The organism is Sporosarcina sp. CAU 1771, assembly GCF_054482775.1.
Map to the genome: position 1 here is coordinate 26,995 of NZ_JBTLRN010000023.1, position 23,107 is coordinate 50,101.

The 23,107-nt window shown below is 39.8% G+C and carries 22 protein-coding genes; 16 read left to right on the top strand and 6 right to left on the bottom strand.

Annotated features, from left to right (window positions below):
• The first annotated feature begins 251 nt into the window (after positions 1-251).
• The 3 genes from ACXYMX_RS13605 to ACXYMX_RS13615 all read left to right on the top strand — a co-directional run bounded on the left by ACXYMX_RS13605 (position 252) and on the right by ACXYMX_RS13615 (position 3,035).
• Positions 252-1,439 carry a benzoate/H(+) symporter BenE family transporter gene (locus ACXYMX_RS13605; RefSeq protein ID WP_459044792.1) on the top strand — a complete coding sequence of 396 codons (1,188 nt, stop codon included), beginning with the start codon at positions 252-254 and terminating at the stop codon, positions 1,437-1,439.
• Positions 1,440-1,576: 137 nt separating this feature from the next.
• The gene (locus ACXYMX_RS13610) at positions 1,577-2,656 is read left to right on the top strand and encodes an AI-2E family transporter (RefSeq protein ID WP_459044793.1); all 1,080 of its coding nucleotides are present in this window, start codon (positions 1,577-1,579) and stop codon (positions 2,654-2,656) included.
• Positions 2,657-2,756: 100 nt separating this feature from the next.
• Positions 2,757-3,035 (top strand): hypothetical protein, encoded by a 279-nt coding sequence (locus ACXYMX_RS13615; RefSeq protein ID WP_459044794.1) that lies wholly within the window; start codon positions 2,757-2,759, stop codon positions 3,033-3,035.
• Here the strand turns inward: ACXYMX_RS13615 and ACXYMX_RS13620 are convergent, their stop codons facing one another.
• Positions 3,036-3,743 carry a hypothetical protein gene (locus tag ACXYMX_RS13620; RefSeq protein ID WP_459044795.1) on the bottom strand — a complete coding sequence of 236 codons (708 nt, stop codon included), beginning with the start codon at positions 3,741-3,743 and terminating at the stop codon, positions 3,036-3,038.
• Between the two features lie 255 nt (positions 3,744-3,998).
• Here ACXYMX_RS13620 and ACXYMX_RS13625 point away from each other — a divergent pair, with 255 nt between their 5' ends.
• The 4 genes from ACXYMX_RS13625 (at position 3,999) to ACXYMX_RS13640 (ending at position 7,225) form a co-directional block, all read left to right on the top strand.
• On the top strand, positions 3,999-4,352 hold the full coding sequence (locus tag ACXYMX_RS13625; RefSeq protein ID WP_459044796.1) for a rhodanese-like domain-containing protein: 354 nt from the start codon (positions 3,999-4,001) through the stop codon (positions 4,350-4,352).
• 137 nt (positions 4,353-4,489) lie between these two features.
• On the top strand, positions 4,490-5,311 hold the full coding sequence (locus ACXYMX_RS13630; RefSeq protein ID WP_459044797.1) for an ABC transporter permease: 822 nt from the start codon (positions 4,490-4,492) through the stop codon (positions 5,309-5,311).
• A gap of 4 nt (positions 5,312-5,315) precedes the next feature.
• Positions 5,316-6,104 carry an ABC transporter ATP-binding protein gene (locus tag ACXYMX_RS13635; protein ID WP_459044798.1) on the top strand — a complete coding sequence of 263 codons (789 nt, stop codon included), beginning with the start codon at positions 5,316-5,318 and terminating at the stop codon, positions 6,102-6,104.
• A gap of 26 nt (positions 6,105-6,130) precedes the next feature.
• A complete protein-coding gene (locus ACXYMX_RS13640; protein ID WP_459044822.1) occupies positions 6,131-7,225 on the top strand; it encodes an ABC transporter substrate-binding protein in 1,095 nt (364 codons plus the stop codon).
• 484 nt (positions 7,226-7,709) lie between these two features.
• Here ACXYMX_RS13640 and ACXYMX_RS13645 read toward each other — a convergent pair whose 3' ends face one another.
• From ACXYMX_RS13645 to ACXYMX_RS13660, 4 genes are all read right to left on the bottom strand, one after another.
• Positions 7,710-8,669 (bottom strand): DMT family transporter, encoded by a 960-nt coding sequence (locus ACXYMX_RS13645; protein ID WP_459044799.1) that lies wholly within the window; start codon positions 8,667-8,669, stop codon positions 7,710-7,712.
• A gap of 14 nt (positions 8,670-8,683) precedes the next feature.
• Complete coding sequence (gene pepT / locus ACXYMX_RS13650; RefSeq protein WP_459044800.1) at positions 8,684-9,910, bottom strand: peptidase T; 1,227 nt, start codon at positions 9,908-9,910, stop codon at positions 8,684-8,686.
• Between the two features lie 34 nt (positions 9,911-9,944).
• Complete coding sequence (locus ACXYMX_RS13655) at positions 9,945-10,607, bottom strand: lysoplasmalogenase (RefSeq protein ID WP_459044801.1); 663 nt, start codon at positions 10,605-10,607, stop codon at positions 9,945-9,947.
• A 188-nt stretch (positions 10,608-10,795) separates the two neighbouring features.
• Positions 10,796-11,017: a DUF2187 family protein gene (locus tag ACXYMX_RS13660; RefSeq protein ID WP_459044802.1), complete on the bottom strand. Its 222-nt coding sequence runs from the start codon at positions 11,015-11,017 to the stop codon at positions 10,796-10,798.
• Between the two features lie 583 nt (positions 11,018-11,600).
• Between ACXYMX_RS13660 and ACXYMX_RS13665 the strand changes: the two genes are divergently transcribed.
• From ACXYMX_RS13665 to ACXYMX_RS13705, 9 genes are read left to right on the top strand one after another with little or no spacing between them, the layout of a single operon-like run.
• A complete protein-coding gene (locus ACXYMX_RS13665) occupies positions 11,601-12,671 on the top strand; it encodes a tartrate dehydrogenase (RefSeq protein WP_459044803.1) in 1,071 nt (356 codons plus the stop codon).
• 25 nt (positions 12,672-12,696) lie between these two features.
• A complete protein-coding gene (locus ACXYMX_RS13670) occupies positions 12,697-13,443 on the top strand; it encodes an SDR family NAD(P)-dependent oxidoreductase (protein WP_459044804.1) in 747 nt (248 codons plus the stop codon).
• Positions 13,444-13,476: 33 nt separating this feature from the next.
• Positions 13,477-14,922 carry an aldehyde dehydrogenase family protein gene (locus tag ACXYMX_RS13675; RefSeq protein WP_459044805.1) on the top strand — a complete coding sequence of 482 codons (1,446 nt, stop codon included), beginning with the start codon at positions 13,477-13,479 and terminating at the stop codon, positions 14,920-14,922.
• Positions 14,923-14,952: 30 nt separating this feature from the next.
• Positions 14,953-15,984, top strand: a complete 1,032-nt coding sequence (locus ACXYMX_RS13680; protein WP_459044806.1) for an ABC transporter ATP-binding protein — start codon at positions 14,953-14,955, stop codon at positions 15,982-15,984.
• A complete protein-coding gene (locus ACXYMX_RS13685; RefSeq protein WP_459044807.1) occupies positions 15,981-16,964 on the top strand; it encodes an ABC transporter ATP-binding protein in 984 nt (327 codons plus the stop codon). The genes ACXYMX_RS13680 and ACXYMX_RS13685 overlap by 4 nt, the downstream gene beginning before the upstream one ends.
• Positions 16,965-16,997: 33 nt before the next feature.
• Complete coding sequence (locus ACXYMX_RS13690; protein WP_459044808.1) at positions 16,998-17,963, top strand: P1 family peptidase; 966 nt, start codon at positions 16,998-17,000, stop codon at positions 17,961-17,963.
• A gap of 26 nt (positions 17,964-17,989) precedes the next feature.
• On the top strand, positions 17,990-19,567 hold the full coding sequence (locus ACXYMX_RS13695; protein ID WP_459044809.1) for an ABC transporter substrate-binding protein: 1,578 nt from the start codon (positions 17,990-17,992) through the stop codon (positions 19,565-19,567).
• A 15-nt stretch (positions 19,568-19,582) separates the two neighbouring features.
• Positions 19,583-20,524, top strand: a complete 942-nt coding sequence (locus ACXYMX_RS13700; RefSeq protein WP_459044810.1) for an ABC transporter permease — start codon at positions 19,583-19,585, stop codon at positions 20,522-20,524.
• 10 nt (positions 20,525-20,534) lie between these two features.
• Positions 20,535-21,359: an ABC transporter permease gene (locus ACXYMX_RS13705; protein ID WP_459044811.1), complete on the top strand. Its 825-nt coding sequence runs from the start codon at positions 20,535-20,537 to the stop codon at positions 21,357-21,359.
• A 54-nt stretch (positions 21,360-21,413) separates the two neighbouring features.
• Here the strand turns inward: ACXYMX_RS13705 and ACXYMX_RS13710 are convergent, their stop codons facing one another.
• Positions 21,414-23,039, bottom strand: coding sequence for a PucR family transcriptional regulator (locus ACXYMX_RS13710; protein ID WP_459044812.1), 1,626 nt, complete (start codon positions 23,037-23,039; stop codon positions 21,414-21,416).
• Between the last annotated feature and the right edge of the window lie 68 nt (positions 23,040-23,107).

The window sequence follows — 23,107 nt, forward strand, 5'->3', positions numbered from 1 at the left end:
ACTGATTCAAAATTAACAGCCACTCAAGTGAGGGAGTGGCTATTTGAATTGTTATTCATTGTTTTGCACTATAGTTTACTAGGTCAATTGAAGTCTAGGTGAATTTAGGGTAAGGTATTCATTATCAGAATTATTAATAAGAACTTTAATCTAGAAAATGAACGATACCTCAAATGTAGATTTCTTACATACATACTTGTAGAAGAATGCTAAATTACTGAAGGCTCAACTATTGATGAGAGTGGTGGCAAATGTTAATCAAGAAAATTCGGAAGCAGTTATATAATCCTTTACATGATCTCACGCCTGCGAATAGTTCGTCCGGGGTTATTTCTGGTATGCTCGCGGTAACAGGTCCACCGGCGATAATACTAGCTGCGGCGAATGCAGGTCAATTTACGCAAAAAGAAACAATATCCTGGATGTTTGCTGTCTATTTTTTCGGTGGAATCTTTAGTATCTTATTTCCACTGATTTATAAAATACCGATAACGGGAGCACATTCCCTATCTGGTGTAGCTTTCCTAGTTGCTATTACTCCGCATTACTCCATTAATGAATTGGTAGGAGCATATGTGGTAGCTGGTTTCTCGATATATCTTATAGGGCTATCGGGTTTATTCACTAAAATTATGACGTGGTTTCCGAAAGAAGTTATAGCTGCAATGCTTGGTGGATTGATTACGGCATATGTCGTTCGACTAATAGTGTCTATTAATGAATTAGCGATAGTAGGAATACCGGCAGTAATTAGCTATCTGGTCTTTATTAGATGGATTAAACGTGTACCTGCCGTTCTTGGTGCAATTTCAGTAGCTTTAATCATCGTACTCATTACGCAAGATGTTGAAATATTAGCAATGAATATTACTTACATTTTCCCTACTTTGTATAGACCTGATTTTACAATTATTTCTTTGTTTACAATATCGCTGCCGCTTGTATTACTTATTTTAAGCAACGACGCGGTTCCGGGAATCGGTGCGTTAGAAAGTACTGATTTTAATCCCCCGACAAAAAGTATTATTTCCGCGAGTGGAATATTTACTATGTTAGCTGGTATATTTGGAGGCCAAAGTGCGAATATCGGAGGAATGATGACTGCGGTATGTGCCGATGAAGAGTCTGGTCCGAAAGAGAAACGATATATGGCATCAGTTGTTTCTGGGGTAATCCTACTTTTATTCGGAATCTTTGCTTGGTCAATTGTTCCTTTCATTAAAGTTTTGCCAAGTACATTTATAGCAATGCTGGCAGGCTTTGCTTTAATAGGGGTTCTCGGATCTAGTTTACAATTGGGCTTTTCAAATCAAAAACTTCGTTTAAGTGCAACGTTTGCCTTTGTAATAACGCTGTCGGACATATCCGTATTTCATATTAGCGCACCCGTGTTGGCTTTGCTTGTCGGTTCCTTCATTTCGAAAGTCATTGAAAAGTAAAGCGTGCAGTGTGCGAAATCCAGTTATTAGAAACTTCGTTGCGTTGTTGAAACTTTTTAAGACGTTGTCCGTATAACGGGGTATACTTAGTTAAATGATATGGTGCCCGAGTGTGCCAGAAAAAGGAAGTGTTCTATGTGATAAAAAAATTATGGTTTCAATTAGGGGTAGGTATTCTACTAACCCTATTTATTATTAAATATTTTGTTGAAGTGTGGTGGATATTTGCACCACTAGTCATCATAGTGAAAACAATATTTTTACCTCTTCTTCTCGGTGGTGTTCTATTTTATATGACGGAACCAATCCAAAGTTTTCTTGAAAAAAGGAAGTTTCCTAGGTGGGCGAGCATATTTACGATACTTGTTGGTTTGCTGGCAATTGTTTGGGCGTTTGTCGCAGTTATCGGACCACCCGTTACTGATCAAGTAAATAAGTTGGTGAAAAATGCTCCGGCAATTACAGCAGAAGTCACAAACTTGGTCGATTATGTAGTAGATCAAGAGAAGGATTTACCTCCAAAAGTTCAAGAGTCGATTGCGACTGCAGTGGAATCTGTACAAGCAATTGGAATTCAATTTGGAAAATGGGTTGTCCAATTTATACAATCATTCCTTCAGGCGATGGTGCTTTTAGTACTTGTACCTTTTTTCTTCATCTTCATCTTAAAAGATCACGAAAAATTTGCACCGCTCATATACGGACTTTTCACTGGGAAAAGACGTGAATGGATTAAGAAAACGTTACACGATATGGATGTTGTCCTACGATCTTACATTCAAGGGCAGTTGCTCATTAGTTTTCTTTTAGCAATTATTCTCTTTATCGGCTACAAAATTATCGGTCTTGAATATGCATTGTTACTCGTTATCTTTGCATTATTTATGAACTTGATTCCATTTATTGGTCCTTGGATTGCATTTGCACCAGCGTTAGTGATTGCTCTTGTGCAAGATCCTAAAATCGTTATATGGGTAGCGTTAGTAACGCTTGTTGCCCAGCAAATCGACAGCAACCTAATTACCCCGAATGTAATGGGGAAGACACTTGATATCCACCCGCTGACAGTAATCACCATTATACTTGCAGCAGGAAATATTGCAGGATTCCTTGGAATCATTGTCGCAATACCAACGTATGCCGTTGGGAAAGCGATTGTAAGAAACATCTATGCCGCAAGAAAAGAAATTTCAAATGCAGCAACAAAGACGGTATAACTATTAAAAAGAAGTGCATCCAGTTGTAAATGGATTGCACTTCTTTTTAGGTTAAATCGAATTCAGTCTGGACAAGATATCTAAAAAAAGGATGTTTAGCATGCCGAATGAATTCCCTACGATCCACACAAATATTTGGGATGCTTTTTGGGCAGTCCCGGTCATCATACTCGTTATTGTCGTACTGAAATTATTTTTCAAACTTCCGGAAAGTTGGATTTCTACTGTAGCAACAATTACGGGACTTCTACTTTCCGTTTTTATTAGCCACCGGGGAAACCTAGCAGCCGGTATTTTTATGGGTTTTTTCTACAGTGGTGCCGCAACTGGAACAATATATTCGATGAAAGTCTGGTATGTTGCCTATCGAAAAAAGTAGTTAATTCAAAGGACAAAATCCACATTGAATAAGCCCAGGGACATCTTTTGAAAAACAACAAGTCGTTCGAACTTCTGTATTCAGCAGAGCGGATGGTTCAGATCCTTTTAAATAGGTTGCAAATAACGAACGGGGTGCAATGCCTTCCCAAAGGGCGTCGTCTTTTAACATGTCCAGGTCCGCCCGTGCTTCGGTTGCAGTACCTGGATTCGAAAGGAGGACATGGTATTGCCAAAGTAGAAATCCAAATATGTTTTCCCACAAAGTAAGCGAAGGAATCGTCGCAACCGTACGGATTTGCCGAATCAATGCATCGCATTCTTCTTTCAAAATGTGCCGAATCACTTCACGTCGTTCCTCGTCATCGACTTCCTTCCAGTCGTCCTCACGCGCAAATGTACTTACCGAAAGTTTGCCGAACTCTTCGATTGCACCAAAAACAAGATGTTCTTTTTTGCCTCTCCATACTTCATCGTACGCTGCTAAATTATAAAGTTGCATGGCGATAAACATGCCCATTCTTCGCATGAAATAGGAAGCGGCAACGGTTTTATTGGGACTACCACTAATAGCCAATACGGCTAGAAGGGATTCTTCGGCATGCTCTCCGTGAAGAGTTTCCAAAGTGAATAGCTTTCGTTCTGCTGGTTCGGTATACACACTATACATATTTAATTGGTTGATTTGGTTGCTTGAAAGTTTTGTCATACTCTGATTATAGCGTTTTAAAGTTGGAACGGGAACCGAATCGTTTTTTTTGCTCGAAAAGGGTGCATCGAAAGTCATAGTTCGCCGATATGTAGTGGGGAAAGGGCGATATACGTGTTGCGAGCGCCGATAACTACATACTTTGCGCCGATATAACTGCTACGACCGCCGATATAACCAGTTCAAAACAAAGCTGTTGCGCGAATATACCCCGCATGGTATATTCAGTAGTAAGAATAGTCGGGAGGGTTACATATGGAATGGATTTTTATTTTACTGATCGTTGGATTTATTGTCTGGAGAATGAAGCCGGCAAAAGGTGTGCGTACAATCTCAACAACAGACTTGAAAGAAGTATTGAAAGATAAGTCAAAACAATTTATAGATGTTCGGACACCGGGAGAATATGGTGGGCGTCATATAAAGCAGTTTAAAAACATTCCTTTGAATACGATCAAGTCTCGTATCGGGGAGTTAGATTCGTCGAAAGAAACGTTTGTCATTTGTCAAAGTGGTATGCGGAGTGGACAGGCTGCGAAAATATTGAAAAAAGCAGGATTTGCAGAAGTTATAAACGTGAGCGGCGGCATGAGTGCTTGGCGCACATAAAAATGAGAAGTCCACGGAGTGATTATACTCTGTGGATTTTTTTTGTGGAATAAACGAAAAAACTTGAGTTTGTTGGCATGTGCCTAACACACTTTTTTAGGCACTCACATACAATTTATATGAAGAGGTGGTGAACGTTGAGTAAAAATGATAGTGCTGTCCGGCACGATCCATTTGAGATAGAACAACGTGAATGGAAGAAAAGACAGACGAACGAACGGTTAAAAAGAATGCTGACATTTGCTTCTCCTATATTTCTTCTATTGTTATGGGAGTTCATGTCAAGGACGGGTTTGATGGATATTCGCTTCTTTCCTCCACCGTCGTCAATTCTTGGAACGTTCTATGGGATGCTTGCAAGCGGTGAGTTAGCGACGCATATTGGTGTCTCTATGTACAGGATTTTTCTAGGATTTTTGCTTGGTGTCATCCCGGGGATTATTGTCGGGTTACTGATGGGCATGTATTCACCTATACGTCATTTCGTTTCACCAATTGTGATGGCACTTATGCCGATACCTACACTTGCTTTGCTACCTATTATTATCATTTTGTTTGGTATTGGTGATTTGTCGAAAGTTGTAACGATTGCGGGAAGTGTTTTTTTCCCGGTGGTCATTAATACAGTGGCCGGAGTCATTAATATCGACTCTATTTATTTAGACGTGGCGAAAAATTATGGTGCAGGAAGAGTTAACTTTTTCATGAAAATTGCATTACCTGGTGCACTTCCAGTCATGCTTGAAGGAATTCAAATGGGGCAGGCGATTGCACTTTTAACAATTGTTGCAGCAGAAATGATGGGAGCAACCTCAGGGATTGGTTATCTCATTTGGATTTCCTATAAAGCATTCCTACTTCAAGAAATGTATGTAGGGCTCATCCTCATTTCATTTTTCGGCTACTTGTTCTCTCTTTTACTCCGAGGGCTACAAAAAAAGTTGTTACCGTGGAGGTGAATAGATGGGTAAGGAAGCAAAAATAGTAGTACGAAATCTAACAAAAGCTTTCTATAAAAAGCAAGGCAGCGTGACAGCGCTTGACGATATTTCTCTTACGATAAAAGACGGTGAGTTCGTCTGTCTTGTAGGTCCTAGTGGATGTGGTAAAACAACACTTTTACGCATATTGGCAGGGTTAGAAACTCCAAGTATTGGTGAATTTACTATCGAAAAAAATGGGGAAGAGCGACCTTCCCAGTCGATGGTGTTTCAAGAAAGAGGAATTATTCCGTGGTTGACTGTTAAAGAAAATGTTGAATTTGGTCTGAAAATGCGTCATATGCCAAAAGAAATAATAAACGAACGGACGGCATATTACTTGAAAAAGACGGGACTGGATAACTTTTCAACCCTTTATCCCAAGGAACTATCCGGTGGAATGAAGCAGCGAGTCAGCATCGCACGTGCTTTCGCAAATGATCCAGAAATTCTTCTTATGGATGAACCATTTGCTGCGCTGGATGAACAAAATAAGTTTATTTTACAAGAAGAATTACTGGCAATATGGGCAGAAACGGGAAAGACAGTCCTTTTTATTACCCATAGTATTGACGAAGCGCTTCTATTAAGTGACCGAATTCTCCTTATGAGTTCGCAACCAGGTAGAATTATTCAGGAAATTGACGTCGATATGCCGCATCCTAGAAAGATGGAGGACATCCGAAAAGATCCGGTTATGGCGGCGAAATTCGTTGAAATATGGACGCATCTACAAAGAGAAGTACAACTATCAAGACAAGAAAAGGAATGAAAAGGAGAGGTTCTGTGGCAAGGTTAATGAGAAAAGGATGGTTTGTTCCGTTATTCGTCTTAGCGCTAATCATTGGTGCTTGTTCCCCTAAAGAAACCGTAACCCCCCCACCCGTCGATAAAGTTCCTGATGAAGTGAGTCAGGAGAATCCTTCCGGAGACTTGGCGCCACTAGAAAATAGAGAGTTAGTCATTATTGCAGAAGATGGGGCTGCATCGGGTGCGGGTTTCTATATTGCGAAGGAAAAAGGATATTTCGAGGATTATAATATTGAAGTGAAATTTGCTGACTTTGCAAATAGTGATGACATGTTGCCTGCTCTTGCAGCTGGTGAAGTGGATATTGCGGGTGGGGTATCGACAGCGTCTTTCTTTAACGCAATTGCCCAAGGAATTGACGTGAAAATCATTGCCGATAAAGGACATAACAATCCGGGAAAATCCTATTTTACATTCGTTATCGGAAATCATATGGTTGATGAAATTAAAGATTACACGGATTTCCGAGGGAAGAAAATTGGGATTTCATCGTTAAATTCTATTGATTGGTATATATATAATGAAATGCTTAAATTTGCAGGCTTAACAGATGACGATGTTGAATTCGTACTCATGGCTGACTTTGGAAGTATGCTGGGCGCAATAGATAGCGGAACGATTGATGTAGCACTTAGTATTGAACCACTTATCGCACAAGGTGTCGAAAAAGGATTCCATGTCCGATTTGGGGATGTAACAGACTTCGCGCCGGAATCACAAATTGCATTGGTATTAGGTTCGCCTGACTTTATGAATAAAGAAAAGGAAATATCCTTACGATTTATGGCCGCTTATTTGAAAGGTGTTCGAGATTACAACGATGCCTTTATTAAAGATATAGGAAAAGAAGAAGTGGTTGAAATTATGACAATGCATACTGCTTTAAAAGATCCAGAACTGTGGGAAAAAGTAAATGTCACAGGACTTGATCCGGACGGAAAAATGTTCGTAGACGACGTATTGAAACAGTACGATGCATACAAAGAAAATGGAGCAATCCGCGGTGATGTTGACTTTGATAAAGCCATCGACACATCCATCACTGAAAAAGCGGTAGAGATAATTGGTGAATATGTAAGATAGTAAAAATAATGAGTTGCCTTTGCCTAAATTATAGGCCGAGGCATTTTTTTATTGTGTGGAGTGGATGTCCGGTGAAAAGGAGTTAATGTCCGGTCAATCACGCGAGATGTCCGCAGAATTGTAGGATGTCCGCTGAAAAGAGGATAATGTCCGGTCAATCGCGCTGAATGTCCGCGCAAAAGAGGAAGATGTCCGCAGAATTGTAGGATGTCCGTTGAAAAGGGGATAATGTCCGGTCAATCGCGCTGGATGTCCGCTCAAAAGTGGAAGATGTCCGCAGAATCGTAGGATGTCCGCTGAAAAGAGGATAATGTCCGGTGAATCGCACGAGATGTCCGCGCAAAAGGTGAAGATGTCCGCAGAATCGTAGGATGTCCGCTGAAAAGGAGTTAATGTCCGGTCAATCCCGCTGGATGTCCGCTCAATCTTCATCAAAAATAGCCTTCGGAAATAAAGTTCATTTCCAAAGGCTTTCAGTAGTAAGTTAAGCCAAATTAAGTTGCTTCTTCTTGATAATTGTTTGGAAGCTGTGTAAGGCCATGCCGACAATAATCACTGCGATACCAATGAGTGAAAATGTACTTGGAAGGGCGATGCTAAGTAATAGCATTTCCCCAAGAATAACAAAAATGAGTTGCATGGATTGAGTTGCTTCGACTGCAGCAAGTTTACCTTGATCGCCACGTGCAAGATCAGTTGCCATAAAAAATAACGTTGTAGCAATTACACCCGAACTAACGCCTACGATGAAAGATTGAATCAGCTGGTTCATAGAAGGTGGCCCAACTGTCAACATAGCGTAAATGGAAAAGCCTATCCATACAGGAAGTGTCATAATTGTCATTCCGAGAACACGTTGAAAAGGATCGAGTCGACCATCCAGTAAATCCATCATTTTTCGATTGCCGAGTGGATAGGCAAATGCTGCGATGAGGACCGGCAAGATACCGAGTACTAACGAACGGACTTCAACATTTTGAGCATGCGGAATTTGAATAAGTACAACTCCTGCAAAAATAATGAGCGTAATTCCTAAAGAAATCAAAGGAATCTGTTGCCGAATCATCTTTTCTCCAGTAGCGGTCTTTATCACAACTGTAAAGAACGGAGCAAGTAAGACACCAGCTACAATTGTTAATTGCCATGTTCCTGCAAGTAGCCAGCCGGGACTATAAGCGGCAGAATAAGTAAGTGGTGCGTAGAATAACACGAAAGCTGTAACGCTCCATACGAAAAATGGGATGGGTTTCTTAGCAACTTCTTTTTTCACATCACGAAGTCCATTTCGATAAGCTACAATGGCAATTAAGAAAGGGACCATAAAGAAGTAGCGAAGCGATGAACTCCATAACCAGCTCCCGCCTGAAAGTTCCATGGATCTATTCAATATGAATGTCACCGCGAAAAATACGGAAGAGAGGATCCCCATCGCGATTTCTCTCATAGTATCAGCACCCCTTACGCCTTTTCTTCAAATAACTCTACAGCTTTAATAATGACGGCTGTTGCTTTTTCCATATTATCAACTGAGATGAATTCATATTTTCCATGATAGTTTTCCCCGCCCGTAAAAATATTAGGAGTAGGCATGCCTTTAAAGGAAAGCTGAGAACCATCCGTTCCACCGCGAACAGGAACGATATTCGGTTCGATCTCAAGAGCATTGAATGCCTCTGAAATGATCTCGACAATTTCCATTACAGGTTCAATTTTCTCACCCATATTGTAATACTGGTCTTCAATTTCAAGTGTGATCACTTCTTCGCCATATTGCTGCTTTAATTTCTCGGCAGTATCAATCATTAATTGCTTCCGCGCTAAAAATGTTTCTTTATCAAAATACCGAATGATATAATCAGCAGTCGTTTCTTCTGTAGAACCGTTAAGTTCCATTAAATGAATAAACCCCTCGTACCCATCTGTCTTTTCTGGAATTTCATCGACAGGCATTGTTGCTTGGAATTGATTTGCGATTAAAATAGAGTTCACCATTTTATCTTTTGCTGATCCGGGATGAACGCTTGTCCCGTGAAACGTTACTTTTGCGCCAGCAGCGTTAAAACTCTCGTATTGAAGTTCGCCAAGCGGTCCACCGTCCATCGTGTAGGCGTACTTCGCCCCAAAATTTTCAACATCAAACTTGTGAGGTCCTCGCCCAATTTCTTCATCAGGTGTAAATCCAACACGAAGTTTTCCGTGTTTAATTTCAGGATTTGCAATTAAGTATTCCATGGCAGTCATAATTTCGGCAATGCCGGCTTTATTATCTGCACCTAAAAGCGTTGTTCCGTCTGTAGTAATTAACGTATGACCTACGTATTTGGATAACTCGGGAAATGTACTTAACGACATAACTGTTTCTTCATTTAACATAATGTCTTTCCCATCGTAATTGTCAATACGCTGTGGGTTCACGTTTTTTCCAGTGTAATCAGTTGCTGTATCTACATGGGCAAGGAATCCGATGACAGGAATCTCTTTATCTGAAGTAGCTGGAAGTGTCGCAAATAAATAACCATTTTCATCCAAAGAAATATCAGTCATTCCAATTTCGGTAAGTTCTTTCTCCAACATATGAAGAAGATCCCATTGGCCTGGAGTAGTTGGACACTCCGTGCTGTTGAAATCAGATTGTGTATCGACTTTTGCGTAGCGAACTAAACGCTCGATTAGTTTTTCTTTCATTGTAACTTCCTCCTAAGATGAATTATTGATACGTTTATCTTATCAGATTCTTTCGGTTCACGGAATATTTGACAGTTCGACTACCGATGCTCGCAGCTATAAAAATTTGTGCCCCATAGTAAGTGAGCATTACAATGGCATCTCGATTAGGAATTTCATATGTAAATCGATCAACTGCAAGCACGGAATCCGATACCATAAATAAGATTGCCCCAATAATTGCTAGTTTCAACCGGGTTCGAATTGCCATCCATCCCATTAATAAAATGATGGAAATATAAGCGATGATAGCGATACCTAAAATTGTTTCTCCGATTGCAAATTGCGAACCGGCAATCCAGACGGCCATTCCTACACCGTACAAGATTAAAAGTACGGCGATTGGTTTGGGAACGGGTTTTCGAGCAGCGTTGCGAAAAGCGAAAATGTAAAAAATGTGACCAATGAAAAATGTAACAAGGCCTGCCATGAACCAATAAATCACACCGTCCGCTATCATGCAGACGAAAAGTCCTGCAACTAAGATCTTTTTATAAGTTGAAGAAACCATAGGGGAAATAGAAAGTGCGAAAAGTATAATTAGTGCCATTGGAATTAATTTCATGAGGATTTTAAAGCCAACCGGATCCGTTGGTATGAAGAATATGTAAACAGTACCCATTGTAATAATTAAAGCGAGTAGTATTTTTTGTATCATTTAAGAAAACCCCTTTCATTTATGTAATATGTCTCTTTCTGGAAAGGGGAGAGGAACTCCTTTAAACAAGTTGGATTTGTTAACTTATGGTTAGGGAATCCAGGATACTGTTCTAAAGGTATGAGGTATGTATTTGTGGAACAAAAAAAGCATCGGCTCGAGGAACAAGCCGATGCATTTACTATTTCTTACGAGATTGAGTAATTTTTATGTGAAACAACTGTCATATTTGAAGGTGCACCAATAAGCTCTGCATCCCCGGCTGATATTTGAACAATTACGGAGTTCTCTAAAATTTTATAAATAGTACCATGTACTTCATGGTCATTACGGACAAATGAAATCTTCTCATCGATTTTACGGGCTGCGACAAAGTCGGATACTTCTTTTTCCTTACGCGGAAAAGCCATTCGAATTCCCCCTATAATATATTCATGTCTCCCAAATTACTTATGTTATAGAAGAAGACTGCAAACAAATAACCATAAACTACTTCATAATGGGTTGTCTACTTTCTAGTATATCATATTTTGACGAAATATGTTGGTATATTAATTAGGGAAATTGAATTTTGAATACTTATTAATTTGGTTTACCTTACAAGTATGCTTGAATTAAGGTAGATTTAGGTAGGCAACTTCATTGTTGAAACTCTTTTCTGACGCCTAAAATTCACGGGTAGACAATATGTCTATATTTAAATGGGAACTCCTCACACTTTGTCTAATTGATTGAAAGTGCTAATTTATTAGAATTAGGATATAAAATTCTAAATATTGGGCGAATCGTGAAAATATCGTTAAAGTAGTGTTAGAATTAGAGGAGTTGTAAGAGTTTCGAAATAGAAGAGGTTTGTTTAGAAGCGATTGTGAATAAAATGTAGAAAGTAGTTTATTTGCAACGTATATCTAGCAAGTAAAGAAGTTGCCGAAACATAAGTTAAAATATAAAAAAGCATTCATTGCTTAGGATTTGATTGAAGGGGAGATTGGAATGACGGAACTAAAGGTAGCAGTAATAGCAGGAGATGGAATTGGAATTGAAGTAATGGAAGAGGCTCTTCAGGTATTAAACGTATTGCAGGAAAACGAGCAAGACTTTAAATTACATTTGGAGAAGTTTCCGTGGAGTTCAGAATATTATTTAGAACATGGTGAAATCATGCCTGAAGATGGCATGGAAACATTGAAGAAATTCGACTCGATTTTATTTGGAGCAATTGGAGATGCACGTGTTCCTGATGAAGTAACGATTTGGGAACTGATCATGCCAATCCGTAAGCAGTTCCAACAATATGTGAACTTTAGACCGGTTAAATCACTACCTGGAATTCAGTCACCACTCGCGAACGGTGAAGATATCGATTTTGTTATTTACCGTGAAAATGCTGAAGGTGAATACTCAAACAGTGGTGGACGTATGTTTGAAGGCCAGGAATCTGAATTGGCGGTTCAAAATACAATTATGACGCGTGCCGGCGTTGAACGAATTACAAGAGCAGCTTGTGAGTATGCCGTAAATAACGGTAAAAAGAAAATAACGAGTGCAACGAAATCGAATGCGGTTATCCATGCATTGAAGCTATGGGATGAGCAAGTAACACGTGTTGTTACAGATGAGTATGCAGACTTGGAACTTGAGTCGTACTACATTGACGCACTAGTTGCTTACTTTGTACAACGTCCTCAGTCCTTTGAAGTTGTCGTTGCATCGAACCTGTTTGGGGATATCTTATCGGATCTTGGTTCTGGAATTGTGGGTGGACTTGGACTTTCTCCATCAGCAAACATTAACCCGGAAAAAGAATTCCCATCCATGTTTGAACCTGTACACGGTTCAGCGCCAGATATTGCAGGTAAAGGAATGGCGAATCCAATCGCACAAATATGGTCAGCAGCATTGATGTTGGATCATTTAGGAAGAGAAGATCTTGGAGCTAAAATCGTTACAGCGATTGAAGAAGTACTTGCTGAAGGTAAAGTGAAAACTCCGGATATCGGCGGAACGTCAACGACAAGTGAAATGGGACAAGCAATCATAGAGAAAATTAAAAACCAATACTGAGCGTAAGAAATGGAGTGCACTATAGATGGAGTTAACAAATAAAGTAATCGTAGTAACAGGTGCAGGCGGCGGAATGGGGAAAGCAATCGTTAATAAGTTGCTTAGCCAAGGTGCTGTTGTGGCAGGAATCGATTTATCAATAGCATCTTTGGAAGAAATTACACACCCGAACTTTATTGCGAAAGCAGCAAGCGTATTGGATGAGCAAAAAGTGGCGGAGATTTTTGAAGAAGTGAATAGCAAACACGGTAAAATAGATGGATTGGTGAATGCTTTAGGAATTGCTCAATCAGCGACTCCAATTGAAGACGTATCACTTGTGCAGTGGCATAAACTGGTTGATATTAACGCAACGAGTTTATTCATAACATGCAAAGAAATCGTGAAATACATGAAGCCGCATCGTCAAGGTTCCATCGTGACGATTGCTTCTGTTTCTGCAGTTCGACCAAGACCAGGTCTTCAAGCTTATATCGCTTCAAAAGGTGCTGCAGAAAGCTTCTCGAGGGCGCTGGCGATTGAGTTAGCGGCAGACGGTATTCGAGTAAATACCATCCATCCTGGACCTGCAGATACGAATATGTTGGGGCAGTTCGCGGGTGAAAATGCGGACGTTGCAAAAATGAAAGAAGAAGTGTTTAGACAAAGTGTTCCTCTTGGCGAATTAATCAAACCAGAAGATATCGCTTATTCAGTCGCCTACTTATTATCAGATGGCGCGAAGATGGTAACTGGCGCTACATTACATGTTGATGGTGGAAGAGGAATCTAAACGTTCTATTTATGAAAGGCAGTGAAGTATAAAATGAAACGAATTCCGATGTTAATAAATGGAGAGTGGATTGGCGACGACACGAACGAGTGGTTGCCAGTTTACAATCCCTCTAATGGAGAACAAATTGCTGAAATTGTAAAAGGAACTAAACAACATGTTGATAATGCAGTTGCTGCTGCACAAGTGGCTTTTGAAAGCGACGCGTGGAGCAAGGTGAAACCTTATGAACGAGGACAACTCTTAGTTGAGTTTGCAGCTTACATCCGAGCAAATATCGATCAGTGGAGTGAATGGGAAAGTCAAGATGTTGGAAAACCAATCTCACAAGCGCGCGGCGATGTTGAATCTGCAGCTAGGTACTTTGAGTTTTACGGCGGTGCAGCGGATAAGGTAATGGGTGATTCAATCCCAATCGAAGACGGATTACTCAACGTAACTGTATTAGAACCTGTCGGTGTAACGGCTCATATTATTCCATGGAACTATCCGCTTCAAATCATTTCTAGAAGTGTAGCGGCAGCTATTGCGACTGGCAATGCGGTTGTAGTTAAGAGCGCTGAAGACACACCGATGACGGCACATGCAATAGCGGAATGGTTTGCAGCAAGTAGCTTACCAAAAGGGATTTTTCAGCATGTAACAGGTTTAGGTGCTGATGTTGGTGGACCGCTTGCATCACATCCAGACATCTCGCACATAACATTTACCGGATCTGTGAACACAGGTATATCCGTCATGAAAGCTGCAGCAGAAAACGTTGTACCGGTTACGCTTGAACTGGGCGGTAAGTCGCCGAATATCGTTTTTGCAGATGCCAATGAAGAAAAAGCATTGGATAGTGTTGTTAAAGCAATTATTCAGAACGCTGGTCAAACGTGTTCAGCTGGATCTAGGCTGCTTGTAGAGGAATCTTATAAAGATGAATTTGTTGGCAAACTAAAAGCTAAATTTAACGAGCTAACAATTGGTCCTGGAAGCGAAGACAAAGACATCGGTCCAATTTTAAATGAAAGACAATTCAATCAAATTATGGCGCATATTGAAGAAGGAAAAAAGATGGGTACAATCCTTGCTGGTGGAAACTCAGTAACAATTGAAGGTTCTGAAGGTGGTTACTACATCGAACCGACCCTTATTGATGGGCTTGACCATACATGTTCATTAGCACAAGAAGAAATCTTCGGTCCTGTGTTAAGCGTATTCACTTTTAAAGATGTTGAAGAAGCGATTCAGCTTGCAAATGGAACGGATTTTGGCTTAGTGGCGGGTGTATGGTCGCAAAATATCGATGTAGCTCATTACGTAGCTTCCAAATTAAAATGCGGTCAAGTATTCATTAATAATTACGGAGCAGCAGGCGGCATTCAAATGCCATTTGGCGGTCATAAGAAAAGTGGTATTGGCCGTGAAAAAGGATTTGTCGCATTAAGAAATTACACACAAATTAAAAACATCGCTGTGAAATTCGGTATTTGACTTGTATTTGATTAGAGAAGAGGTGAGTTTATGCAAAGCCCACAGAAGAGCGCAAAACCTTCTATTGAAAATGAGAATGATACTTTACTAGAAGTAAATGGGTTAAAAACATATTTTAATATTGGTAAAGATAAAGTTGCCAAGGCAGTCGATGATGTAAGTTTTTCGATAAAAAAAGGTGAAACCGTCGCACTGGTAGGGGAGTCTGGAAGTGGGAAGAGTATAACTTCATTGTCAATAATGAGGTTGATACCTATGCCTCCCGGCGAAATTGTAGCAGGCTCAATCAAACTTGAAGGAAAAGACTTGCTTACTTTATCTGAAAGTGAAATGCGAAAGGTTCGAGGGAAAGAAATAGGGATGATATTCCAAGAACCAATGACTTCTTTAGATCCGGTATTTACGATAGGTAGTCAAATTGTGGAATCTTTAAGGGAGCATCAAAAACTTCCGAAAAAAGAAGCATATGAAACGGCAATTGATTTACTCAAGGTAGTTGGCTTTTCCAGAGCGGAGAAAATCATTAAAGAGTACCCTCACCAATTGTCTGGTGGTATGCGACAAAGAGTCATGATTGCGATTGCAATGTCTTGCAACCCTAAGCTACTCATTGCAGACGAACCAACGACGGCACTAGATGTGACGGTTCAATCTCAAATTTTAAACTTAATGATTGAGATGAAAAAGAAGTTTGGTTCATCTATTTTACTAATCACACATGATTTAGGGGTAGTTGCTGAAGCCGCTGAACGTGTACTCGTTATGTATGGTGGACAAATTGTTGAAGAAGCACCTACAAAGGATTTGTTTTTGGATACAAAGCACCCATACACAACGGCATTGTTAAAAACAATACCTAGTTTAGACGTAGAGTTGGATAGGTTGGATTCAATCCCGGGCACGGTCCCTCCTGCACACTTATTCCCAAAAGGGTGTAGATTTGCAGATCGATGCGAGCATGTAATGGATATATGCAGTGAAGTAAATCCTCCCCTAATGGAAATTAATGAACTCCATAAAGTCCGATGTCATCTTTATGGGGAGGGAGAACGAAAAGTATGAGTGAAAAAGAGAAGATTCTTGAAGTTAGCAATCTAAAAAAGTACTTTCCGTTAAAAAAGACTTCATTCAAAGGGAAAGCTGGAGAAGTAAAAGCGGTGGATGACGTAAGTTTTCATGTTTACGAAGGAGAAACCCTTGGTATTGTTGGTGAATCAGGTTCAGGTAAGTCCACGTTAGGTCGGACAATCCTTCACCTAATTAATCCGACAGAAGGCGAAGTTGTCTTTCAAGGAACGAGTCTTGAAAAGTTAAACGCGAGAGAGCTAAATGATATTCGTAAAGACATGCAAATGGTCTTTCAAGATCCGTTTTCTTCGTTAAACCCAAGGATGACAGTAGAGCAATTAGTTATTGAACCTCTTAATGTGAGAGGGATATCAAACAAAGCCGACCGTCCTAAAAAGGTGCTTGATTTAATTGAAAAAGTTGGTTTGAATAAAGAATCCTTGAAGAAGTACCCGCATGAGTTTTCGGGTGGACAACGTCAACGAATCGGAATCGCTAGAGCGTTGGCCATGAATCCTAAGTTTATTATTGCGGATGAGCCAGTTTCTGCGCTCGATGTATCTGTACAATCGCAAGTTTTAAATTTAATGATGGATTTGCAAGACGAGTTTAACTTAACGTATTTATTCATCTCCCACGACTTAAGTGTTGTGAAACATATTAGCGATCGTGTTGGTGTAATGTACTTAGGTGGAATTGTTGAAATCGGCCCCAAAAAAGGTATTTATGAAAAGCCATTGCATCCTTATACACAAGCTTTGTTATCGGCGATTCCGGTTGCTGAGTTTGGAAGTAAACGAGAAATCATTCAATTAAAAGGTGAACCGCCTAGCCCGGTTAACCCACCATCTGGCTGTGTGTTTCACACAAGATGTCCCCATGCGTTTGATAGATGTAAGGTTGAGCGACCTAAGTTACTAGAACAAGAGAATGAACAATTTGTCGCCTGCCATCTATATACCGAAGAAGGTTGAGAAATATCTAAATTTCGTACAGGAGGTTTGTCCATGAGTTTTGGAAACATTACGGACGTTCCAGGCATTAAAGTTGGAAGCGTTGAGAATTTAGATGCATTAACAGGCTGCACGATTCTGCTTACTGAAGAAGGTGCAGTGTGCGGCGTTGATGTTAGGGGATCAGCACCAGGAACAAGGGAAACAGAGCTACTAGATCCAATTAATAGGGTAGACGAAGTACATGCTATCTGTTTGTCTGGTGGAAGTGCATACGGTTTAGATGCCGCATCAGGCGTCATGCAGTATCTTGAAGAAAATGGAATCGGTTTGGATGTTGGTGTCGCTAGAGTGCCTATTGTTCCAGGAGCCGTGTTATTCGATCTTGCCGTTGGGAATCCTAACGTTCGGCCAGATAAAGCGATGGGGTATGAAGCCGCTCAAAAGGCAACAACAGGACCTTTTCCATTTGGAAATAAAGGTGCTGGATGTGGTGCAACCGTTGGTAAATTGGCTGGCCCTGAAAACTGTATGAAAGGTGGTCTGGGTAGCGCGTCTGTGCAATTGAAAAATGGACTAGTTGTCGGCGCACTAGTTGCTGTAAACGCGGTTGGTGACGTTAGAGACCCTTCAAACAGAAAGATATTGGCTGGTCCTATTCATCCTGAAACTGGCGAATTGATGGATAGCCTTCTATGTTTGCAAGATGATTTGATGAAAAGTGTGTTACCCGGATCGAATACGACGATTGGGATTGTGGCAGTTAATGCCAAGTTAACGAAAGCTGAAGCCAAAAAAGTTGCTCAAATTGCACAAAATGGTTTAGCGCGAACAATTTATCCTGTCCATACGATGCTGGACGGGGACGTTGTATTTGCTGTTGGAACTGGTGGAGATACGTTCCCAGTTGACTTAATTGGCAATTTAGCCGCACAGGTCATGGAAGAAGCAATATTGGCAGCAGTGAAATCAGCAGATGAAATTGATGGAATTCCAAGCTTCACGAGTCTTCAAAAATGAAAAGAGAAAAAAGGGGGAAATTTACTATGAAGAATACAAAAGTATGGTTTATGTTTTTCGCAATGTTGATTGTTTCTGCTTTAATGCTTGGCGCGTGCTCGAGTGATAAGAAAGAAGAAGGTACGAGTGGTGGAACGACGGATGGCGACACTGAAGTTGAAAAAGGCGAAGAGGATGTAGCACAAGAAATTAGAGTTCGAATGAATGATGATCCTGATTTCATCGACCCACATAAAGCAACAGCAACGATTTCGTTCCAAATGATTTTAAATATGTTTGATGGTTTATTTGCTCCACAAACAGATGGAACGCTAGAGCCTGCAATCGCTAAAGAATATGTATTGTCGGATGATGGTCTAACGTATACGTTTACGATTAAAGACGATGTGAAATTCCACAATGGTGAATTGGTTACTGTTGAAGATGTTCTTTATACATTTGACCGTCTAATGGGAACGACAAGTGGTGAGCCACTATCATCTATATTTGACAAAGTTGAATCGGTTGAGTCTCCAGAGGCGAACACAGTTGTATTTAAACTTACAGAACCGAACTCAAACTTTTTATATTCATTAACACCTTTACAATCAGCAATTATTCCGGCGTCTAATGACAGCGAACATAACAATCACCCGATCGGAACGGGGCCATTTAAGTTTGTTAGTTACAGCCCAAGTGCAGATTTAGTAATGGAGAAGCACACGGAATACTGGAAAGAAGGGTTACCTTATTTAGACAAAGTGACATTTGTATTCCAATCGGATGACCAAGGTGCACTTATGGCTCTTCAAGGAAAAGAAGTAGATTTAACAGGTATCCAAGCACATAGAATTCCTGAAGTAGAAGGCGATTTTACGATCAATCAACAAGACAACAACTCTTCATTAGTAATTCTATTTAACAATCAAAGAGAACCATTTAATGATGTAAAAGTGCGTCAGGCAATTAATATTGCTGTAAACAAACAAGACATCATCGATTCTGTCTATTCAGGATATGCAACGCGTATAGGTTCTAATATGAGCCCTGCAATGGGTGAGTATCACAAGCCTGGTCTAGAGAATATGTATGACAGAGACATTGAAAAAGCAAAAGGATTACTAGCAGAAGCGGGATATCCAGATGGATTTAAAACGACGATGTCAGTATCATCTCACAACTCGATGTATGCGGATATCGCGCAAGTAACTGTTGAGAACCTAAAAGACATTGGTATTGATGTTGAAATTGAAGTAATTGAATGGGGTATTTGGTTAGAGAGAATCTACCGTGGAAGAGATTATGATATGTCTACGATCGATATAACTGGAAGACCATCGGCATATGAAATCCTAAACGATTATATGTCAACAAACGAAACGGAAAACTTCCATCAGTTCAAAAATGAAGAATTCGACCAAGTAATGACAGACGTACTATTAGAAACAAATGTAGATGAGCAAATTAAATTGTACCAACGCGCACAAGAAATTCTAGCTGAAGATTCAGCAGCAGTTTACATTGCAGATTACCAAATTATTTGGGCACTAAATAAAGACTTAGAAGGTCAAAAGGCATATCCATTCTGGTTCCACGATATGTCGGAAGTGAGATTTACTAAGTAGAAAGGAACCGAAAACATGGCTTATATCATTCGAAGAATTTTATTGTTTGTTGTTACGATAGCATTGGTGTCTCTAATTACATTTGCGGTATTCCAAGTACTACCTGGAGACCCAATTCGCATAATGTTGGGACCGGATGCCGACGAAGCACAAGTCGAAACATTAAAAGCCCAACTTGGGTTAGACCAACCCCTTCATATTCAATATTTTGACTGGATGGGTGGATTACTTACGGGTGATTTAGGTCAATCAATTCGCTTTTCAAAACCAGTATCCGAATTAATAATAGATCGGCTTCCGGTTACGATTTCATTAGCGGTTATCTCGCTTTCAATTGTAGTTATCGTTGCCATTCCACTTGGGATATTTGTTGCTAGAAGACAAGATAAGCTAAGTGATGTTGTCTTATCAACTGCTACGCAAGTAGGGATGGCAATCCCTTCATTTTGGTTAGGTATGCTATTAATTCTCTATGTTGGGATGAACTTTAGTTTTCTTTCTGTAAGTGGGTATACACCGTGGTCGAAAAGTATCTCAGGAGCAATGGGATCCTTAATATTACCAGCTTTGACGATTGCTATCCCTCAAATTGCGGTTAAGTTTCGCTATGTAAGGAATGCAATTCTAGAGCAGTTCAGACTTGACTATGTTCGAACACTTCGGAGTAAAGGAATTAAAGATAATTTAGTAATTTATAAGCATGTGCTTCGAAATTCTATGATTCCAATACTAACGATATTCGGACTAATAGCTGCTGAAGTTGTCGCAGGAACAATTATTGTAGAACAAGTATTTGGACTTCCTGGACTAGGAAAGTTATTGATCACTTCAATTAGTTACCGTGATTTTCCACTCGTTCAAGGAATCGTTATGTACATTACAATCGTAGTCGTATTTATAAACTTTTTGGTAGACATTTTATATTCGGTTCTCGATCCCCGAATACGTATGTCATAAGGAGGTCAACATGAAATCATTAATGAAGCATGGCAAAAATATTAATTTAATTCTGGGCCTCCTAATCGTTTCGTCTTTTCTATTATTAATGCTTGTTAGTTTTTTCTATACACCGCATGACGTGAATGGAATGAGCATCGCGAATAAATTAAATGCCCCAAGTGCTGTGCATTGGTTTGGGACAGACGAATTTGGCCGAGATATATTTAGTAGAATCATGAAGGGGGCTCAGACTGCGTTCTTTGTTGGTGGAGTAACCGTTAGCATTGGACTCGTCTTTGGAACCCTCATTGGTGGTATTGCTGGATATGTCGGCGGATGGATTGATGAAGTTTTTATGAGGTTGATGGATGCATTAATGGCATTCCCAGGTATTATTTTAGCGTTAATGCTTGTAGCGGTATTCGGACCAGGAATGGTGAATACGTCAATTGCTCTCGGCATCATTGCAATTCCTGGGATTTCAAGGGTTGCTCGAAGCGGATTTGTGCAACACAAAGAAATGGAATATGTTCTTTCTGCGAAACTAGTAGGTGTGAAGCCGTTTAGTATTATGTTTAGACATATACTTCCGAACGTTTCTTCACCACTCATCGTTGCAGGATCTGTCAGCTTTGCGATTGCAATGTTAGCGGAAGCGAGTCTGAGTTACTTAGGTTTAGGTGTTCAACCACCTGATCCGAGCTGGGGACGTATGCTGAGAGACTCTCAAGCGTACTTAACGAGTGCGCCTTGGTATACATACGCACCGGGGATTGCAATTACATTTATGGTATTAGGATTTTACATGTTAAGTAATGCGATTAGGGATATTATGGATCCTCGTTCAAATTAAGAAAAGCGGCATAATTAATTACAGTTAAATGTAATTGGTTATGTCGCTAACTATTTAATCGGAGAAAGTTATTAGTTGATGCGCATGGATGGCTACTTCAAGAGCAATCCGGTTTGCAGGTTCCATAAAGTCTTTACCAAGAATCGATTCAAGACGGTCGATTCGGTGATAGAGTGTTTGTCTTACGATAAATAAACGGTCGGAAGTTTCTTTTTTAGAGCCACTGCATTCAAGAAGTACACTAAGTGTTTCAAAGAGATTTGCGCCCATTTTTCGGTCATATTCAAAAACTTCATCTAAGTAGGATTTGCAATAAATTTCAAGCAGATTGGCTTCTTTTAATGGAAGTAGGAGTCTGTAAATGCCAGCTTTTTCATAGAAGTCACTTTGCAGTATTCCTGAGTCATGTAGTTCTAGTACTTTACGAGCCTCATCATAACTTCTGGGTATGTCAGAAACGTTCGTGTACACCATACTGATACCGAATTTACAAGAACTTCCTTGAATGAAATTAGAAGCTTTCATTTGAAGAACGGTTTGTTGGATTTGCAAAAACCTACTATGATCTTTTTTCAGGTAATCAGCAGCAATGAATGAAGCAATAACAACAATTTCGTTTCTTCTTGCAGAAACAGTTGGAAAAAATCCTTGTTGCTTAAAAAGTGAGCGAACTATCATAGAACGTTGAAGTTTAACTTCGTCCCACTCTTCTTCGCTAAAATTGAACTCTTGAGAGTTTAATTGAATGATAAACATTCTGAAGTGCATATTGCGGCTAGGAGGAGGTAAGTATGAGTGCAAGTCATCTTGTTCATATTCTCTACCGCTAACGATCGTTCGAACAAATTTATCTTCCAAGTTTTGTTTGCGCTCTTCTATGGTTTGATTTCGAAGTAAAATTTGAGCGATTGCAAGCGCTGCCCGATCCAAAATTAAAAACAAAAATTCATTTGCAACCGGATGTTTGGTTTGTAAACACAAATATCCCCATATTTGTCCTAGCACTCGAACTGGCATAAGTGCAAATAGATCCTCACCTAATGGAAATATTTTCTGTTCAGCATTTTCTGGAAGCTCGTTCTGAATGTATGCGCGCAAAGGAATTTCTATCTGCTTTATTTCTGTCGGGTAGTAGTAAGGTTTTTTACTTTCACTAATAAAAAATACATTACTTCCAAAATGTTCATGCAACTCTTGAAGAATTTTTAAAATGCCATTATGCGAGAGAGAAAGATCGATAAACTTCCTGGAGAGTTTGTCTAATTGGGATAGCATTTCATGATGTTGATTAATGATAAATGAATGCAGATCCTGAGTAATATCAACGAATTTTACGATTTCTTCAAAGATAATGATTGGAAATTTTTGTTGGTTGGCCAACTCAATAACTTCAGGCGATATTTTTTTCACGAACGTACCTATTTCTATACACAGGCAAGCAACGCCCTTTTCGATGAGGTTTTTCACATACTCTAATTGAGATGAGAGATCGTGTTGCAATCCAACTCCTGTTGTTAAAATTAACTCGCCACCGTTTATAAGCGAATTAAATTCATTGGTTTCTAAAATGTGAGACCACTTTACGGTTCTGTCTATGCCGTTGAATCCGGCTACTAGTTTTGCAGTTTTGAATGAATCACGAGTTAAAACAGCTTGAACGTCTAATTTAATATCGTTCATTATGTGATATGCCTCCTAAGTGTTGAAATAATCATCCAATCATTTGACACTATGTCAAATGACAACTA

Excerpts from the sequence above, each read along its gene's own strand:
- ACXYMX_RS13640 (WP_459044822.1), top strand. The coding sequence starts at position 6,131 with ATGAGAAAAGGATGGTTTGTTCCGTTATTCGTCTTAGCGCTAATCATT.
- ACXYMX_RS13675 (WP_459044805.1), top strand. The coding sequence starts at position 13,477 with ATGAAACGAATTCCGATGTTAATAAATGGAGAGTGGATTGGCGACGAC.
- ACXYMX_RS13670 (WP_459044804.1), top strand. The coding sequence starts at position 12,697 with ATGGAGTTAACAAATAAAGTAATCGTAGTAACAGGTGCAGGCGGCGGA.
- ACXYMX_RS13625 (WP_459044796.1), top strand. The coding sequence starts at position 3,999 with ATGGAATGGATTTTTATTTTACTGATCGTTGGATTTATTGTCTGGAGA.
- ACXYMX_RS13705 (WP_459044811.1), top strand. The coding sequence starts at position 20,535 with ATGAAATCATTAATGAAGCATGGCAAAAATATTAATTTAATTCTGGGC.
- pepT (WP_459044800.1), bottom strand. The coding sequence starts at position 9,910 with ATGAAAGAAAAACTAATCGAGCGTTTAGTTCGCTACGCAAAAGTCGAT.
- ACXYMX_RS13685 (WP_459044807.1), top strand. The coding sequence starts at position 15,981 with ATGAGTGAAAAAGAGAAGATTCTTGAAGTTAGCAATCTAAAAAAGTAC.
- ACXYMX_RS13690 (WP_459044808.1), top strand. The coding sequence starts at position 16,998 with ATGAGTTTTGGAAACATTACGGACGTTCCAGGCATTAAAGTTGGAAGC.
- ACXYMX_RS13605 (WP_459044792.1), top strand. The coding sequence starts at position 252 with ATGTTAATCAAGAAAATTCGGAAGCAGTTATATAATCCTTTACATGAT.
- ACXYMX_RS13680 (WP_459044806.1), top strand. The coding sequence starts at position 14,953 with ATGCAAAGCCCACAGAAGAGCGCAAAACCTTCTATTGAAAATGAGAAT.
- ACXYMX_RS13655 (WP_459044801.1), bottom strand. The coding sequence starts at position 10,607 with ATGATACAAAAAATACTACTCGCTTTAATTATTACAATGGGTACTGTT.
- ACXYMX_RS13710 (WP_459044812.1), bottom strand. The coding sequence starts at position 23,039 with ATGAACGATATTAAATTAGACGTTCAAGCTGTTTTAACTCGTGATTCA.
- ACXYMX_RS13645 (WP_459044799.1), bottom strand. The coding sequence starts at position 8,669 with ATGAGAGAAATCGCGATGGGGATCCTCTCTTCCGTATTTTTCGCGGTG.
- ACXYMX_RS13635 (WP_459044798.1), top strand. The coding sequence starts at position 5,316 with ATGGGTAAGGAAGCAAAAATAGTAGTACGAAATCTAACAAAAGCTTTC.
- ACXYMX_RS13660 (WP_459044802.1), bottom strand. The coding sequence starts at position 11,017 with ATGGCTTTTCCGCGTAAGGAAAAAGAAGTATCCGACTTTGTCGCAGCC.
- ACXYMX_RS13695 (WP_459044809.1), top strand. The coding sequence starts at position 17,990 with ATGAAGAATACAAAAGTATGGTTTATGTTTTTCGCAATGTTGATTGTT.
- ACXYMX_RS13665 (WP_459044803.1), top strand. The coding sequence starts at position 11,601 with ATGACGGAACTAAAGGTAGCAGTAATAGCAGGAGATGGAATTGGAATT.
- ACXYMX_RS13620 (WP_459044795.1), bottom strand. The coding sequence starts at position 3,743 with ATGACAAAACTTTCAAGCAACCAAATCAACCAATTAAATATGTATAGT.
- ACXYMX_RS13700 (WP_459044810.1), top strand. The coding sequence starts at position 19,583 with ATGGCTTATATCATTCGAAGAATTTTATTGTTTGTTGTTACGATAGCA.
- ACXYMX_RS13615 (WP_459044794.1), top strand. The coding sequence starts at position 2,757 with ATGCCGAATGAATTCCCTACGATCCACACAAATATTTGGGATGCTTTT.